We start from the raw sequence: 14,603 nt of genomic DNA on the forward strand, positions 1-14,603 counted from the left end.
GTCCGGGGCAGCGCCCCGGCCAGCAGCCAAAGGAAACCCATATGACCGCGAAGCCGAGCACCTGGGACCCTTCACAGCCGATCCTCGAAATCGAGAATCTCTCGATCACCTTTTTCACCCGCCTGCGTCAGATCCCGGCGGTGATGGATTTCTCCTGCAGGGTGATGGCGGGCGAATCCATGGGCCTTGTCGGAGAATCCGGTTGCGGCAAATCCACTGTGGCACTCGCGGTGATGCGCGACCTCGGCAAAAACGGCCGCATCACTGCCGGGCGTATCCTCTTCAAAGGCCAGGACCTCACCACCATGAGCGAGGAAGACCTGCGCCGTATACGTGGTTCTGAGATCGCGATGATCTACCAGGAGCCGATGGCCTCGCTCAATCCCGCGATGAAGATCGGCGCGCAACTGGCGGAAGTCCCGATGATTCATCGTGGGATGGGCCGCGCGGAAGCCTGGGCGCTCGCCCGCCAGATCGTCGCCGATGTGCGGCTGCCCGATCCGGACCGGATGCTGAATTCCTATCCGCATCAGCTGTCCGGCGGCCAGCAACAGCGCATCGTCATCGCCATGGCGCTGATGGCGAAACCGGCGCTTCTGATCCTCGATGAGCCGACCACTGCACTTGATGTCACCGTCGAGGCCGGCATTGTCGCCCTTGTCAAAGAACTCGGCGAGAAATACGGCACTTCGATGCTGTTCATCAGCCACAATCTCGGCCTCATCCTCGATGTCTGTGACCGGCTTTGTGTGATGTATTCCGGCGAAGCGGTCGAGACCGGCAATGTCACTGAGGTCTTCACCGAGATGCGCCATCCCTATACCCAGGCCCTGTTCCGCGCGATCCCGCTGCCCGGAGCTGACAAAAACGCCCGCCCGCTGATCTCGATCCCCGGCAATTTCCCGCTGCCGCATGAACGCCCCAATGGCTGCAATTTCGGCCCGCGCTGCGATTATTTCGAGGCCGGGCGCTGCGATACGGGTGACATCGCCATGGAGCCGGTTACCGGCGGTGACCGTCACGCGACCCGCTGCCTGAAATGGCAGGAGATCGACTGGAACGCGCCGCCCGGGGTAGCCAAAGCCCGTAAAAAGCTGCCGCCGGGTGAGATCGTTCTGAAAATGGATGATCTGAGGAAATATTACCAGGTTTCCTCGGGGGCCTTCGGCGGCGGTCTGACCAAAGTCGTCAAGGCCAATGAGACGCTGAGTTTCGAGGCCCGGAAAGGCGAGACCCTTGCAATCGTCGGGGAATCGGGTTGTGGCAAATCCACCTTCGCCAGGGTGCTGATGGGGCTGGAGACCGCCACTTCGGGCAAGATCATGCTGTTTGATGAAAACGTGCAATCCACGCCGATCCAGAAACGCGGCGCCGATACGGTGTCGAAACTGCAGATGGTGTTCCAGAACCCGTTCGACACGCTGAACCCCTCGATGACAGTCGGGCGCCAGATCATCCGCGCGCTGGAGGTCTTTCATTACGGCGACAGTGACGCCGCGCGTCAGGCCCGGATGCTCGAGCTTCTTGACCTCGTGAAACTGCCGCGCGCATTCGCCGAACGGATGCCGCGCCAGCTTTCGGGCGGACAAAAGCAGCGCGTCGGCATCGCCCGTGCCTTCGCGGGCGGTGCGAAAGTGGTGGTCGCGGATGAGCCGGTCTCGGCGCTGGATGTCTCGGTCCAGGCAGCGGTCACCGATCTGCTGATGGATATCCAGCGCGAGAATGGCACGACGCTTTTGTTCATCAGCCACGATCTTTCCATCGTGCGCTATCTCAGCGACCGGGTGATGGTGATGTATCTTGGCCATGTGGTCGAGATGGGCACGACGGATCAGGTTTTCGCCCCCCCCTATCACCCCTATACCGAGGCGCTTTTATCCGCAGTGCCGATTGCCGATCCGACGGTGACGCGCAAACATATCGTGCTGGAGGGCGAGATCCCCTCGGCAATGAACCCGCCGCCGGGCTGCCCGTTCCAGACGCGCTGCCGCTGGAAATCCCAGGTCGAGGGCGGAATCTGTGATCGCGTGATGCCGCCGGTTCTGCAGCTTGCCGGCGGGCATCAGATCAAATGCCACCTTTCGTCCGCGCAATTTGCCGCGATGGAGCCGGTGATCCGCATCGCCGCCGAATGATCGGCCAGCGGTTTAACGGGTGGCTTAACGGGTGATTTCACGCGCCAGCCGTTCGGCATTGGCTTTGATACGGCGGCGGACCGGGCGCAATGCGGCCTCGGCCATTGTCGCGGGGGAGGCCCCCTTCATCGCGGCCTTCATCACCGCGATCTGCGCCTCTTGCAGGGCTGCGAGTTTTTCCGACACCATCCGCGCATTCTCACCCGGTGAAACCGGCCACATCCCCATCATCCCGGCCATCCGCATCGCGATAACCGCCTGAGCCTCGGCCATCATGACCGAAGATCGCAGGCCGAGGCGCATCATCTGTGCGGCGCTGGGGGGCAGGAATGGAAACATGACCGGGACCTTTGACATGCCCGCCGGGCAGGGATGATCTGTCTTCTCGAAGAGCGGCAACTTAGGCGAAAGATTTCCACAGGCAAGTTAACAAATGACGACGCCGGCGGAATTCCGTATTTCCCCGCCGGCGACTGTCTCAGTTTTGCTTCAGGTGCCGTAACGTCACCGTCTTTTGGTTCAGATATCAGATGGCCTGGCCTTCAGCCGCATAGGTCACCCGACCGCCGCAGATGGTCAGCGCGACCTGGACGCTGCCGATATGATCGGGTGCAACCTGTTCCAGATCTTCCTGCAACAGCACGAGATCCGCCGCGAGACCGGGTTTCAGTCGACCGGTGATATGGTCGGTATGCGCCGCCCAGGCGCCACCTGCCGTATAGGCGTAAAGGCTTTCTTCAAGGCTCAGGCGCTCATCGGTGCAGGCATCGCTGTATGGCAGCCGCGTCACCGCCGCCTGGACCGAACGCAAGACCGCCACATCGGTCACCGCCCAGTCCGAGGCATAGGCAACGGGCGCGCCGTGATCGGCCAGCGTTTTGTGCAGATAAGCATCCGGCCAGCGCGCGGCGCCGATATTGGTCAGCGTCGGCTCCATCCCGAAATCCATCGCGCCCGGTGGATGCGAGGGTTGCAGGCTCGCGACAATTCCAAGCGCACCGACACGCGGCACATCGGCACGGTCGATCAGTTCGATATGTTCGATCCGGTGACGCGAGTCGCGTTTGCCATTCTGGATCTGCGCGGTCTCATAGCCATCAATCGTGGTCCTGACCGCCCCGTCACCGATGGCATGAACCGCGATCTGCAGGCCACGGCGGTCAATCTCGGCCGCGAGCGGGTTGAACTGATCCGGCGGGAAAAGCGCGACCGACTTATGACCGGGCTTTGTCGGATAATCGTTCAGCATAAAGGCGGTATAGCTGTCGAGCACACCATCCATGAACATTTTCACAAAGCCCGAGGATAGCCATTCATCATTGAAGCTCTCGGTCATCTCGACGGCGCGGTCGAGTTCGGAATGGTCCATATTGGGTTTGTAATGGAAGGGCACCTTGACCCGTGCCAGCAACCGGCCTTCCTCCTGCAATTCGCGCAGGCATTCCAGCGTGTAGCGGTTGCCATCCATCATCACCATCGAGGTGATGCCATATTGTGCGCAATGGATCTGGCCACGCTCGAACATATCCTTGTCCAGATCGCGCTCGGCCTGGCTTGGATTGACCGGCTCGCCCCCGGTCGCGATGCCCAGATTCAACCGCCCGCGCCCGGCCAGATCAACCACCCGGCCGAAAGCTTCGAATTCCAGAAGCTCGCCGGTGGCGAGCCCGTCCGCCCCCATCACCACCTCATGGCCGGGCGAACATTCCAGCCCGTTCAGCGTGCCGGAAAGTTCCAGCGCAAGCGTATTGGCCCAGATCGTGTGGTGGTCATGCGAGGTCATCGCGATCGGGCGATCCGCGATGATACTGTCGAGGATATGGCGATTGGCGCCACCTTCGATAAGGCCATAATCGGCGCCCTGCGCCATCAGGAAGGGCAGATCCGGATTGGCCGCCGCATAGGCCAGAAAGGCCTCGCGCAGCTGATCTATGCCATGAACATGCGTCAGTTGCAGATCGCTCAGCTCGGAGCCGCCAAGCCCCAGATGCAGATGGCTTTCAACAAAGCCCGGCAGGAGCATCCGTCCGCCCGCATCCACCACTTTCGTGGCCGCCCCCTTCAGCGCGGTGATATCGGCATTGGAGCCCACGGCGAGGATACGCCCCGCGGCAATCGCCACGGCCTCGGCCCGGGGCATGTCGGGATCCATGGTCAGGGCCTTGGCATTGATGAAAATCAGGTCGGCGGGCATATTTCAGGCTCCATTCGGCAGAAAGGCGGCCCGAAGCGGGCCGCCCTGGATTTCAGAAAGCGGGGATGCCGCTTATTTCATCAGCTCGGTCCAGATCGCAGTCATATATTCCTGCGCCTTGGGCGGGCAGCGTTGCAGGAAATGGCCGGCGGCTTTCGAGGCCTCCGGGATCTCGATCTCCGGGGCGCCCTTCATTTCTTCGGGCATGAACGGCTCAGAGCCGGTGATGCCATTGGCATATTTGGCATGAGTCGAGATCAGCGCCGCGTTTTCCGGCTCCATGATGAAATTCAGGAACTTATATGCACCTTCGGGATTTTTGGCATCCGAGAGGATCCCCACCGAATCCATGAACAGCGGATAGCCTTCTTTCGGATAGCCGAAATGCACATCGGGGTTGTTGATGCGCGAGCGCAGGGCCGCCCCGTTCCAGTAGACGGTCGCCGCCCAGTCATTGCTCGACATCTTTTCGGTGGCGCCATAATCCATCGAAATCCAGTCGGGCTTGGCTGCGATCAGGGCATCACGGGCCTTTTTCAGCACTTCGGTGTCTTCGGTGCAGGGCTCGCCGCCGACATACCACACCGCCATATAGACGATATCGTTCATCTCGGGCGTCACATTGATTTTGCCCTTCAGCTCATCAGGCACGTCCAGCCAGATCGCCGAGGTGTTGATGTCGCCGCTATAGACCGATTTGTTGACCATGATCCCGGTCGATCCCCACTGCCACGGAATGGTATGGGCGCGGCCCGGATCCCAGGACACATCGCGCCATTCTGGTGCGATATTGCCGATATTGGGCAGTTTGGAATGGTCAAGCTCCGCCACCAGCCCCTCTTCGACGAAAATCGGCACGTAATTGGCCGAAGGCACCACCATGTCGAAGCCATGGCCGCCGGCGCGGATTTTTGCCAGGGCGGTGTCGTTTGAATCGTAATCGGTGACGATAACCTTGATGCCGGTCTCGGCCTCGAACTTCCGCAGAAGTTCAGCGCTGGTATAATCGCCCCAGTTGTAAAGCTGCAGCACTTTGTCATCGGCGCTGGCCATGGCGGCGGTGGCGCAGAGAATGGCCACCGTGCTGAGGAATTTCTTCATATCCGTCTCCCTGTGAAACTTTGGACAAGAACCATTCGGTTCAGTTTTTCTTGCGGTTGATAAGTGAGAACCCGACCAGCAGCAGCACTGTCAGTACCAGAAGACCGGTCGAGATCGCATTGACCTCGGGCGTCAGCGTCCGGCGCAGCTGGCCGAGCATATAGGTCGGCAGCGTATCCTGGCCTGCGGATTTCACAAACTCGGTAATCACCACATCATCGAGGCTGATGACGAAGGCGAGCATCGCGCCGGCGGCGATCCCGGGGGCCAGGAGAGGCAGCGTGACAAATCGAAAGGTCTGCCAGGGATTGGCGTAAAGATCCGCCGCCGCCGATTCCAGCGAGAGATCCATCCCCTCCAGCCTTGCCCGGATCGGCAGATAAGCAAAGGGCACACAAAAAGCCGAATGCGCGAGGATCAGATACCAGAGGCCCTGATAGCCGGTCCAGGCCTTGATCACCCCGAAGACGATCAAAAGCGCCACCGCGGTCACAATCTCGGGCACCATCAGTGGCTGGTTGATAAAGGCATAGATCGCCGTCTGGCCACGAAACGCGCGGCGCCTGGTGGTTGCAAGAGCCGCCATGGTCGCCACCACGGTCGCGATGAAACTGGCCGAAACCGCAATCTGCAGCGAACGCAGCGCGGCGGCCTGCACGACATCATTCTCCCAGGCCTCGATATACCAGCGCCAGGAAAAGCCCTGCCAGACCGAAAGCGTGGTGCCGGCATTGAAGGAAAAGAACACCAGCGTGCAGATCGGCAGATAGAGCGCGATAAAGACCAGGATCGCGACAGTGGCGAAACCGGGCAGGCGCGAGACTTCAAAGCTTTTCTCAGCCATGGCTCTTGCCCCCTTTGGTCGCGGCGCGGACATAGAAGATCATCGCCAGCATCACGATCAGCAAAAGCGTTATGGAAAGTGCGGCCCCCAGCGGCCAGTTGCGGCCCTGACCGAATTGCAGTTCGATGAAATTGCCGATCATCATATTCTTGCCGCCGCCCAGCACGCGCGGCGTGACATAGGCGCCAAGCGAGGGGATGAAGACAAGGATCGAGCCTGCGATGATACCGGGCTTCACTATCGGCAGCACGACATGGCGCAAGACCTGAAGGCGCGAGGCGTAAAGGTCATAGCCCGCTTCCAAAAGCCGCATATCGAAGCGGTCGATGGCCGCAAACAGCGGCAGCACCATCAGCGGCAGATAGACATAGGCCATGCCGATCAGCACGGCGGTATCGGTGTTCATGATGCGGATCGGTTCGGAAATCAGCCCGATCCCCAGCAGGATCTTGTTCAGAAGCCCCTCATTTCGGATGATTTCGGTGATCGCAAAGGTGCGGATCAGCAGATTGGTCCAGAAGGGAATGGTGATCAGGAACAGCCAGAGCGCGCGCTCTTTCAGCGGGCGCGTGGCGATGAACCAGGCGGTGGGAAAGCCAAGCGCGAAGGTGATCAGCGTGGTCAGGATCGAGATCTTCACCGAACGCCAGAAGATCGTCAGATGCGCATCGGCGAGCACCAGATTGCCATCATCAAAGATGTCGCGGGTGTAAAGAACCCCAACCCAGGCCTCGGTCGAGAAGTCCCACACCACGCCGCCGGTCGGGCCAGCCGTGAGGAAGGAATAGATCAGCACGATCAGCAGGGGCCCTGCCGCCGCGCAGAACAAAAGGATCAGCGCCGGGGCCGAAAGCGCCCAGGCATTGCGGGTCGAGCTTGCGGCCTGAAGGCGCTCGGCCTCGCTCGCGCCATGTGTCCGGGCCATCGCTCAGTCCTCCAGCATGAGGACAGAGCCCGGCGCGAACCGGATCCCCACCTTCGCCCCCTGCCCGATCAGCGCCTCGCCGGTGACGCCCGATTGCACGCAGGCCTCGATCCCGGTCCCGTCGGGCAGCACGATCTGGTAATTCATATCGGTGCCAAAATAGACCGAGCCCCGGACCTCGGCCGGGATCGTGCCCTGCGCATCCGGCGGCGTGATCTCGACATGTTCGGGCCTTACCGCCAGCGTGATCTGCCCGCCCTTGCCGCCGGTATCGACCGCAATCACCTCACCCGACGCGAGCTTCGCCCCGCCCGGCACACCGGTTGCGGTCAGGAAATTCGTCTCGCCGATGAAGGAGGCGACAAAACGGTTGCGCGGTTTCGTGTAGATCTCGCGCGGGGCGCCAAGCTGCTGGATCCTGCCCGCCGACATGACCGCGATGCGGTCCGACATGGTCAGCGCCTCTTCCTGGTCATGGGTGACGAAGACAAAGGTGATGCCGGTCTCGGTCTGGAGCCGTTTCAGCTCGACCTGCATCTCCTTGCGCAGCTTAAGATCAAGCGCCGAAAGCGGCTCATCAAGAAGCAGAACCTTGGGCCGCGGTGCCAATGCCCGCGCCAGCGCGACCCGCTGCTGCTGACCGCCCGAAAGCTGGCTGGTCTTGCGCCCTGCCATTGCCTCGAGCCGGACCAGCGCCAGCATCTCCTGGACCGTCCGGTCGACCTCGGCCTTTGCGATGCCCATCATCTTCAGCCCGAAGCCGATATTCTCGGCCACGCTCAGATGCGGGAACAGAGCATAGGACTGGAAGACCGTATTCACCGCCCGCTTGTTCGGGGGCTGGCCGGTCACATCCTGGCCATCGATCAGGATCTGCCCGGCGCTTGGCATTTCGAACCCCGCGATCAGGCGCAAAAGCGTGGTCTTGCCACAGCCCGATGGCCCGAGAAGCGTAAAGAATTCGCCGGTTCTGATTTCGCAGGACACATTGTCCAGCGCCCTGACCACGGTTTCGCCCTGACCGAACGCCTTGGTCACGTCTTTCGCCATAATGGCAGCAGTAACAGCCAAAAGATCACCCCTGTGGTGTGGTTCTCAGTATTATTATATTTTGATCATATTGCGGGCAGCCAATGCGATCGGGCAAGAGAAATCGCTGCCCCCGCCGCAATTTTATCTTTCCCCTGCGTGATCAGAGAGCAGAGCTGTCGGAAAAACAGGCAATAGCGTGATCGGACTCCGCCCGCTTCTGGGGACCGGTCGCGCTGGTCAGGGCGATGCATGAATGCAAGGTACTGCGCGCCAGAAGGGTTCCAAAATAATCTCGTATTTTCAAATAATTATTTAAATTAATTTATCTGAAAGCTTCGGGTTTGATCCCGATCATGGCGCCCTGCCCGCGCCCGGCTCCAGACTGATCCCGCGCGAACGCCAGCTCAACCTTCAGGAGCAAGCATGAAACCAATCCTCCTCACTCTCCTCGTCCCGGCGCTTTTGTCCGGGACGGCGGCGTCTGCCGAAACCTTGCGTGATCTCGCGCTGGAAACCTTCCGAGCCCTGCCTTCGACGGTTCCCGCCATCGCCGGCAACCCCTCGACCCCGGCAAAACTCGATCTGGGCAAAGCGCTGTTTTTCGATCCGCGTCTCTCGGCCTCGGGCGTGTTCAGCTGCTACAGCTGCCATAACCTGACCACCGGCGGTGATGACAATATGGAAACCTCGGTCGGTCATGGCTGGCAAAAAGGGCCGCGCAATGCGCCCACGGTGCTGAATGCGGTGCTCAATGAGGCGCAGTTCTGGGACGGGCGCGCCGATGACCTCGCAGCCCAGGCCAAGGGGCCGGTCCAGGCCGGTGTCGAGATGGCGAATACGCCCGACAATGTCATCGCCACGCTGGGATCCATGCCGCAATATGTGACCTGGTTCGACGCGGCCTTTCCTGACGATGCCGAACCGCTGAGCTTTGACAATATGGCCAAAGCGATCGAGGTGTTCGAGGCGACGCTGATCACGCCCGCGCCCTTTGATGCCTGGCTCAACGGCGATGATGCAGCCATGACGGCGGATCAGCTGGCCGGGTTGCAGCTTTTCATGGATAAGGGCTGTGCGTCGTGCCATTCGGGCGTCAATGTCGGCGGGCATGGCTATTACCCGTTCGGCCTGATCGAAAAGCCCGGGGCCGAGATCCTGCCGCCCGATGACAAGGGTCGCTTCGCGGTCACTGCGACGGTGGATGACGAATATGTCTTCCGCGCAGCACCCTTGCGCAACATCGCCTTGACTGCGCCCTATTTCCATTCGGGCAAGGTCTGGGATCTGCGCGTGGCGGTCGAGATCATGGCCGAAAGCCAGCTCGGCGAAGCGCTTCACCCCGAAGAGACCACGCAGATCGTGGCCTTTCTCGACAGTCTGACCGGCACCATGCCCCAGGTGGTGCTGCCGGTCCTGCCGGCGGAAACCGCCACCACACCGCATCCGGTGACGGCGATCCTGCCATAAGGCAGCTCAGGGCGGATCCCCCGATCCGCCCTTCCCGGATCCCCCCGCCGCGAGACGGCGCTCGAACAGGGCGAAAACCACCGGGGCCGCGACAATGATTGCAATGATCCTGACCACGTGATGCAGCGCGACAAAGGCAACATCGGCATGGATCGCCAGCGCGATCAGCCCCATCTCGGTCAGCCCGCCCGGTGCAAGCGCAAGCATGGCCTGTTCCGGGCTGGTGCCGGTCAGGATCCGCATCAGATGGCTGAAACCAAGGGCCACACCCAGGACCAGCACGGTCGATCCGATGCTGAGCCCCCCCGCCTTGCGCAGTTCCGAAAGTGGCACGCCGCGAAAGCGGCAGCCCAGCACGGTGCCGAGGATCACCTGGGCCGCATTGACCAGAACCGCGGGCGGCGCGGCTTCGGATATGCCGCTCAGATGCAGCGCGGCCGAAAGCGCCATCGGCCCGAGGAAGGTCGGCGCAGGCCAGTTCAGCGCGCGGCCGATCAGGCTCCCGAAGATGGCGGCGGCCATCAAAAGCCCCGCCTCCCGCCATTCCGGCAGACCGGCGCCACTTGCCGCCCCCGCGCCGACATCATGGCCCATGATGACCCGAAACCACAGCGCAATCAGCGAGATGGTCACCACGATCCTGAGGCTGTGGGCAAGGATAACGGGCTCGGGCTTGCCGCCTTTGGCCTCGGCCAACTCGATCATCTCGGCCAGCCCGCCCGGCATGCCGGCAAAGAAAGAGGTGCGCCAGTCATAGCCGCCGGCATAGCGATACCAGGGCACAATGATCAGGCCGACGACCAGAAGATAGACCAGCAAAAGCGACAGCGTCCCGATCCAGGTGACCATATGGCCCAGCACTTCGGGGGCGAAACGAGAGCCCAGCAGCACGCCGATCACCGCCACGACCGCAGGGCGGATGGCATTGGGCCCCTGGATCCGCAGCCCGGCGACCGAGGCGATCATGGTGGTAAAAAGCGCGCCAAGCATCCAGGGAAGCGGGAGGCCAAGCCCCCAGGCGACCAGGCCTCCGGCAGTACCGAGACCGAGCGCGGGCAGATAGGACAGGAGGGACGTCAAGGATCAGGTCCGAAATCAGAGCAGGTTGCGGCCCGGCGGCATCGCCGCATCACAGGTGCCGGGCGCCCGCCCATTTTGCCGATCCCGCCGCCAGTGTCGAGAGCGGTCATGACAAAACGGGGCGCGCGGCCTGCCTCGCCCGTGTTGTCGCGCCCGTGTTGTCGCGCCGGTGTTGTCGCGCCGGTGTTGTCCTGACGGCCTCGTCTGGCCGACCCTGGCCGGGGCGCTGCCCCGGCCCGCCGGTCTCCCGCAGCGCTTACCCCCGGCGGACCGCCGCGACGGCGGCGCGCAGTTCCGCGATTTCGGTAACGCGGGGAAAAAGGTTCAGGCCGACCAGATAGGCGGGCGTGCCGGGCAGGCCGAAGAAATCGGCTTCGGCCATGGTGCGGTCAATCAGCGCAACCCATTTGTCGCGTTCACGCTCAAAGCTCGCGATGGCGGCCTCGGGATCCAGCCCGGCATCGCGCACGGCCGCATCCATCCGCAACGCATCGACCCGGCGTCCTTTTCCGGCCATCAGCGCGGCATTGACCTCCGCATAGCGACCAAGGGCCACCGAGCCGAGGCCAAGCTGCACACCGCGCACGGAGGCCTCGCCAAAGATCGGCCAGTCTTTCATCACCAGACGGATATCGCCGTCAGAGCGCACATAATCCAGCAGGGCCGGATGCGAGTCGCGGCAGAAAGGGCACTGGTAATCAAAGTATTCCACGATGGTCACCGAGCCATCGGGATTGCCCAGCACCGGCTGATCAGGGTCATGCGTCAGCTCGCGCGGGGCCGCACCCGGCAGCATCTCTTCGGCCCGGACGGGAAATGCCGCCCCCGCCAGCATCATTGCTCCAAGCGAGCTCCCGAGAGAGCCCCTGATCAGATCGCGTCTTTTCATCACTGTCTCAGTTCAGGCTGCTGGTATAGGGGCTTTCAGGGAAGCCGGTCGGGTAGCCATAGGCCGGATCGGCGGCCGCAACCTCCGGCACTGCCGCCGGCTGGTTGAACGAGGCGCCACTATAGGGCGTGGTTGCGGGCACAAAGGATCCGAAGGCACCGGCGCTTTGTTCGGGGCTCAGGACAAGCACCTTGCCGCCTTTGACATAGTTCGCCGCCAGATGAATGGCATCCTGGTTGTACATGCGGATACAGCCCGCCGATGTGGCATGGCCGATCGAGGCGACCTCATTGGTGCCATGGATGCGGTAATAGGTGTCGCGCCCGCCCCGGAAGAGATAGATCGCCCGCGCGCCCAACGGATTTTGCGGCCCGCCCGGCAACCCGTCGGCATAGGCGGCATACATATCCGGGCGCTCGCGGATCATATTGTCGGTCGGCCGCCAGCTCGGCCAGACCCGGTCATATTGCGCGACCGCCGCGCCCTCGAAGGACCGGCCCTGATCGCCCACCGCCACCCGGTAGCGCAGCGCGCGATTGCCGCCCCGGATCAGATAAAGGTAGCGCTGCCAGGGATCGACAATGATCGCGCCGGGGGATTCGGTGATCGCAAGATCCACCTCGGTGCGGGTGTTTTCGGCAATCAGATAGCGCGGGTTTACGGCCGGGATATGGAACCCGTTATCCTCGAGCTCGCCATACATCGCGAGGATTTCCGGAGGGACATTGGCGGCAGGATCAGGGTGCGACCCGGAGTCGGGCACCTTTGGCGCACAGGCCGATACCAGCCCCGAAAGGGTCATCAAAAGAGCCGCACGACGACTGACCACAACGCTCATAAAACTGTCCTTTCCCGCCGGCGGGAAGGAGCAGACACGCCCCGGATCTGGCAGGATCGCGGGATGCTTGCCGCCGGCTTTGCACACCTCCGCCGTGATGCGATGCCGGAGCCGCGCCCACGAGGAACCAATCCGGCCATGCGCCATGATCCGAAGGGCCTGGTCAAGCCCCGCCGTCACACAGCTGCGCGAGAAAGTGAAATACCGCCAAAGACAGGCATGGCTTGCGCCGTTTCCGCACTGAACCGCCGCGTGATCCGGCGCGCGCGCACCGCCCGACATCAGCTCAGGCAAAGGATTTACCCGGCCCCGCGTCGGTTTGCGCCCCCGTCAGGACCCCTGTTCAGGCCCCGATTCCACTGAGAAGAATCGCCGCAGCCAACAAGACAGTCGCTGCGACACAGATCAGAATGCCATCGCCGGGGCCCGGGGTCGCCTGCGCGTTTTCGTCATTCCCCTGTGTTGCCCCGCCTTTCACCACTGCGCCCTGCACCATTCGGTCTTCGCCGGCCAGGATCGCCAGCACACCCGGAGCATCGCCGCACCATTCCGGTTATGTGTCGCTCCGACGACGTCAGCCCTGCCTCAGCGGGCGGGTTCCTCGACCTGCAGGCCGTCATAGGCATGTGCCGGTGTGGCGGAGAGGAAGCCGAGCGTATCTTTCGGCGTCAGGGTCAGCGCCAGCACAGCCGCCATCGCGAGGCTGGCCAGCAGGATCGCCGCCCTTTCCTGCCCCCGGCGCAGCGTGACGCGCGAGGTGTCCCGCGCGCTCACAGCACCGCTCCCGTCCTGGTCCGGGCTGCACGCTTGCGCGCGTCCGGCGTCTCATAGCCGTCAGGCCTGCGAAACCGCGATGGTGCGGCAGCCTCCGGCAGCGCCCCCGCCAGAAGACGATTGCGCAAACTGCGGCCCTCTTCCCAGGGACCGAAGCCGGCTGCGGCATTCACATGGCCCGCGAATCCGAGATCGACCAGTTCCGCCCCCCAGGCGCGGGAAAGTTGCGCCGCGCGTGAAAAGCCCATCCAGGGATCGTTGCGGCTGGCCGCGACGATAACCGGCAGGTCAAGCACCTCTTCCGGGATCGGGCCGAAATGGCCGATACGGTCGGCACCTGCGGTCTCGGCCGGGGCGACCAGCAGGGCGCCTGCCACCCGCAGATGCGGCCATTGCGTCAGAAGCCGCGCGATCAAAATCGCCCCCAGCGAGTGACCAACAAGAACGCAATCGGGATGCGCAATGATCATCGAGGCCAGCTCTACTTCCCAAAGCGCCGCTACAGGGCGATGCGGGTTCGAGAGATCCACCGTCAGCGCATGAGGGTCACTGGCCGCCCACCAATGTTGCCAATGCGGTGCAGCCGACCCGTCAAGGCCCGGAACGATAAGAGTGTTGATCATTACCATGCTCCTTTCCCGAGGTCACAGGAAAAGACTACATGATTTATCGTGATTGAGGATTCTAAAGATGCCTCCAGGAAAGGAAGAGGATTCTCTTTCGGACAGCGCGGTTACATCTCGCCTCCCTGGTCCCCAGAGGCAGCGGCCAGGCGCTCCGGCCCTGCAAGGCCTTGGCCAGGTGAGCGCATCCCTCAGTTAAGATATTCAGTAACTGTCGATTTTTCCGGTGACAGCCGTCTCACGCTGTCCTGGTCCCGTCTCGCCTTCCGCCGCGCGGTGATCGTGATTGCACAGGCTGTGATCCCCCAGTACCCCGATCACCCGGCAATCGCCGATGGTGCCATGGGCGCATTGTACGATCATCCGCTCCAGCTCATGTTCCAGCGCTTTCAGCCGCGAGATCCGTTCGCGCACCGCCCCGAGCTGGGTTCGAGCGATGCTGTCTGCGGCGGCGCAGGACTGATCCGGCTGATCGGAAAGCGAAAGCAGGTCACGGATCGCCTCGAGCGGGAAGCCCAGATCGCGCGCATGGCGGATAAAGCGCAGCCGTTCTTCGGCGACCTGGCTGTAAAGGCGCTGATTGCCGGAGGACCGTTCCGCCTCGGGCAAGAGGCCGATCTGTTCGTAATAGCGGATTGTGGGCACCTTGACGCCGGTACGGTCCCCGAGTTTGCCGATGGTGAGCATGCGCGCCTCCGATA

14 protein-coding genes are annotated in these 14,603 nt (G+C 62.4%); 2 read left to right on the plus strand and 12 right to left on the minus strand.

All coding sequences use genetic code 11. The annotated features are described in order from the left end of the window. Positions 1-41: 41 nt before the first annotated feature. Entirely contained in the window at positions 42-2,135 is a 2,094-nt protein-coding gene (locus BLW25_RS07165) for an ABC transporter ATP-binding protein (protein WP_092897697.1), read from the plus strand. 24 nt (positions 2,136-2,159) lie between these two features. Here the strand turns inward: BLW25_RS07165 and BLW25_RS07170 are convergent, their stop codons facing one another. The 6 genes from BLW25_RS07170 to BLW25_RS07195 all read right to left on the minus strand — a co-directional run bounded on the left by BLW25_RS07170 (position 2,160) and on the right by BLW25_RS07195 (position 8,270). After that, complete coding sequence (locus BLW25_RS07170) at positions 2,160-2,474, minus strand: antifreeze protein (RefSeq protein WP_143040462.1); 315 nt, start codon at positions 2,472-2,474, stop codon at positions 2,160-2,162. A 187-nt stretch (positions 2,475-2,661) separates the two neighbouring features. After that, complete coding sequence (locus BLW25_RS07175) at positions 2,662-4,329, minus strand: amidohydrolase (RefSeq protein WP_092897701.1); 1,668 nt, start codon at positions 4,327-4,329, stop codon at positions 2,662-2,664. Between the two features lie 72 nt (positions 4,330-4,401). Next, positions 4,402-5,430, minus strand: a complete 1,029-nt coding sequence (locus BLW25_RS07180) for an extracellular solute-binding protein (protein ID WP_092897703.1) — start codon at positions 5,428-5,430, stop codon at positions 4,402-4,404. 40 nt (positions 5,431-5,470) lie between these two features. Further along, positions 5,471-6,274, minus strand: coding sequence for an ABC transporter permease (locus tag BLW25_RS07185; RefSeq protein WP_092897705.1), 804 nt, complete (start codon positions 6,272-6,274; stop codon positions 5,471-5,473). Further along, on the minus strand, positions 6,267-7,199 hold the full coding sequence (locus tag BLW25_RS07190; RefSeq protein ID WP_092897707.1) for an ABC transporter permease: 933 nt from the start codon (positions 7,197-7,199) through the stop codon (positions 6,267-6,269). The genes BLW25_RS07185 and BLW25_RS07190 overlap by 8 nt, the downstream gene beginning before the upstream one ends. 3 nt (positions 7,200-7,202) lie before the next feature. Next, entirely contained in the window at positions 7,203-8,270 is a 1,068-nt protein-coding gene (locus BLW25_RS07195) for an ABC transporter ATP-binding protein (RefSeq protein WP_216279342.1), read from the minus strand. A gap of 384 nt (positions 8,271-8,654) precedes the next feature. On the opposite strand from BLW25_RS07195, the gene BLW25_RS07200 reads away from it, so the two are divergent. After that, on the plus strand, positions 8,655-9,698 hold the full coding sequence (locus BLW25_RS07200; RefSeq protein ID WP_092897711.1) for a cytochrome-c peroxidase: 1,044 nt from the start codon (positions 8,655-8,657) through the stop codon (positions 9,696-9,698). Positions 9,699-9,704: 6 nt separating this feature from the next. Here BLW25_RS07200 and BLW25_RS07205 read toward each other — a convergent pair whose 3' ends face one another. From BLW25_RS07205 to BLW25_RS07235, 6 genes are all read right to left on the minus strand, one after another. After that, positions 9,705-10,778, minus strand: coding sequence for an AbrB family transcriptional regulator (locus tag BLW25_RS07205; protein WP_092897713.1), 1,074 nt, complete (start codon positions 10,776-10,778; stop codon positions 9,705-9,707). Positions 10,779-11,034: 256 nt separating this feature from the next. After that, positions 11,035-11,667 carry a thioredoxin domain-containing protein gene (locus BLW25_RS07210; protein ID WP_092897715.1) on the minus strand — a complete coding sequence of 211 codons (633 nt, stop codon included), beginning with the start codon at positions 11,665-11,667 and terminating at the stop codon, positions 11,035-11,037. Between the two features lie 7 nt (positions 11,668-11,674). Beyond that, the gene (locus BLW25_RS07215) at positions 11,675-12,505 is read right to left on the minus strand and encodes a L,D-transpeptidase (RefSeq protein ID WP_092901676.1); all 831 of its coding nucleotides are present in this window, start codon (positions 12,503-12,505) and stop codon (positions 11,675-11,677) included. Positions 12,506-13,090: 585 nt separating this feature from the next. After that, positions 13,091-13,279, minus strand: a complete 189-nt coding sequence (locus BLW25_RS07225) for a hypothetical protein (protein ID WP_092897719.1) — start codon at positions 13,277-13,279, stop codon at positions 13,091-13,093. Further along, positions 13,276-13,902 carry an RBBP9/YdeN family alpha/beta hydrolase gene (locus BLW25_RS07230; RefSeq protein ID WP_092897721.1) on the minus strand — a complete coding sequence of 209 codons (627 nt, stop codon included), beginning with the start codon at positions 13,900-13,902 and terminating at the stop codon, positions 13,276-13,278. Before BLW25_RS07230 ends, BLW25_RS07225 begins: the two co-directional genes overlap by 4 nt. 204 nt (positions 13,903-14,106) lie before the next feature. Then, on the minus strand, positions 14,107-14,589 hold the full coding sequence (locus BLW25_RS07235; RefSeq protein WP_092897723.1) for a MerR family transcriptional regulator: 483 nt from the start codon (positions 14,587-14,589) through the stop codon (positions 14,107-14,109). Positions 14,590-14,603: the final 14 nt, after the last annotated feature.

It is taken from the genome of Rhodobacter sp. 24-YEA-8 (genome assembly GCF_900105075.1).
Lineage (GTDB): Bacteria > Pseudomonadota > Alphaproteobacteria > Rhodobacterales > Rhodobacteraceae > Pseudogemmobacter.

Coding starts and splice junctions, on each gene's coding strand:
- BLW25_RS07165 (WP_092897697.1), top strand. CDS start 42: ATGACCGCGAAGCCGAGCACCTGGGACCCTTCACAGCCGATCCTCGAA.
- BLW25_RS07170 (WP_143040462.1), bottom strand. CDS start 2,474: ATGTTTCCATTCCTGCCCCCCAGCGCCGCACAGATGATGCGCCTCGGC.
- BLW25_RS07175 (WP_092897701.1), bottom strand. CDS start 4,329: ATGCCCGCCGACCTGATTTTCATCAATGCCAAGGCCCTGACCATGGAT.
- BLW25_RS07180 (WP_092897703.1), bottom strand. CDS start 5,430: ATGAAGAAATTCCTCAGCACGGTGGCCATTCTCTGCGCCACCGCCGCC.
- BLW25_RS07185 (WP_092897705.1), bottom strand. CDS start 6,274: ATGGCTGAGAAAAGCTTTGAAGTCTCGCGCCTGCCCGGTTTCGCCACT.
- BLW25_RS07190 (WP_092897707.1), bottom strand. CDS start 7,199: ATGGCCCGGACACATGGCGCGAGCGAGGCCGAGCGCCTTCAGGCCGCA.
- BLW25_RS07200 (WP_092897711.1), top strand. CDS start 8,655: ATGAAACCAATCCTCCTCACTCTCCTCGTCCCGGCGCTTTTGTCCGGG.
- BLW25_RS07210 (WP_092897715.1), bottom strand. CDS start 11,667: ATGAAAAGACGCGATCTGATCAGGGGCTCTCTCGGGAGCTCGCTTGGA.
- BLW25_RS07215 (WP_092901676.1), bottom strand. CDS start 12,505: ATGAGCGTTGTGGTCAGTCGTCGTGCGGCTCTTTTGATGACCCTTTCG.
- BLW25_RS07230 (WP_092897721.1), bottom strand. CDS start 13,902: ATGATCAACACTCTTATCGTTCCGGGCCTTGACGGGTCGGCTGCACCG.
- BLW25_RS07235 (WP_092897723.1), bottom strand. CDS start 14,589: ATGCTCACCATCGGCAAACTCGGGGACCGTACCGGCGTCAAGGTGCCC.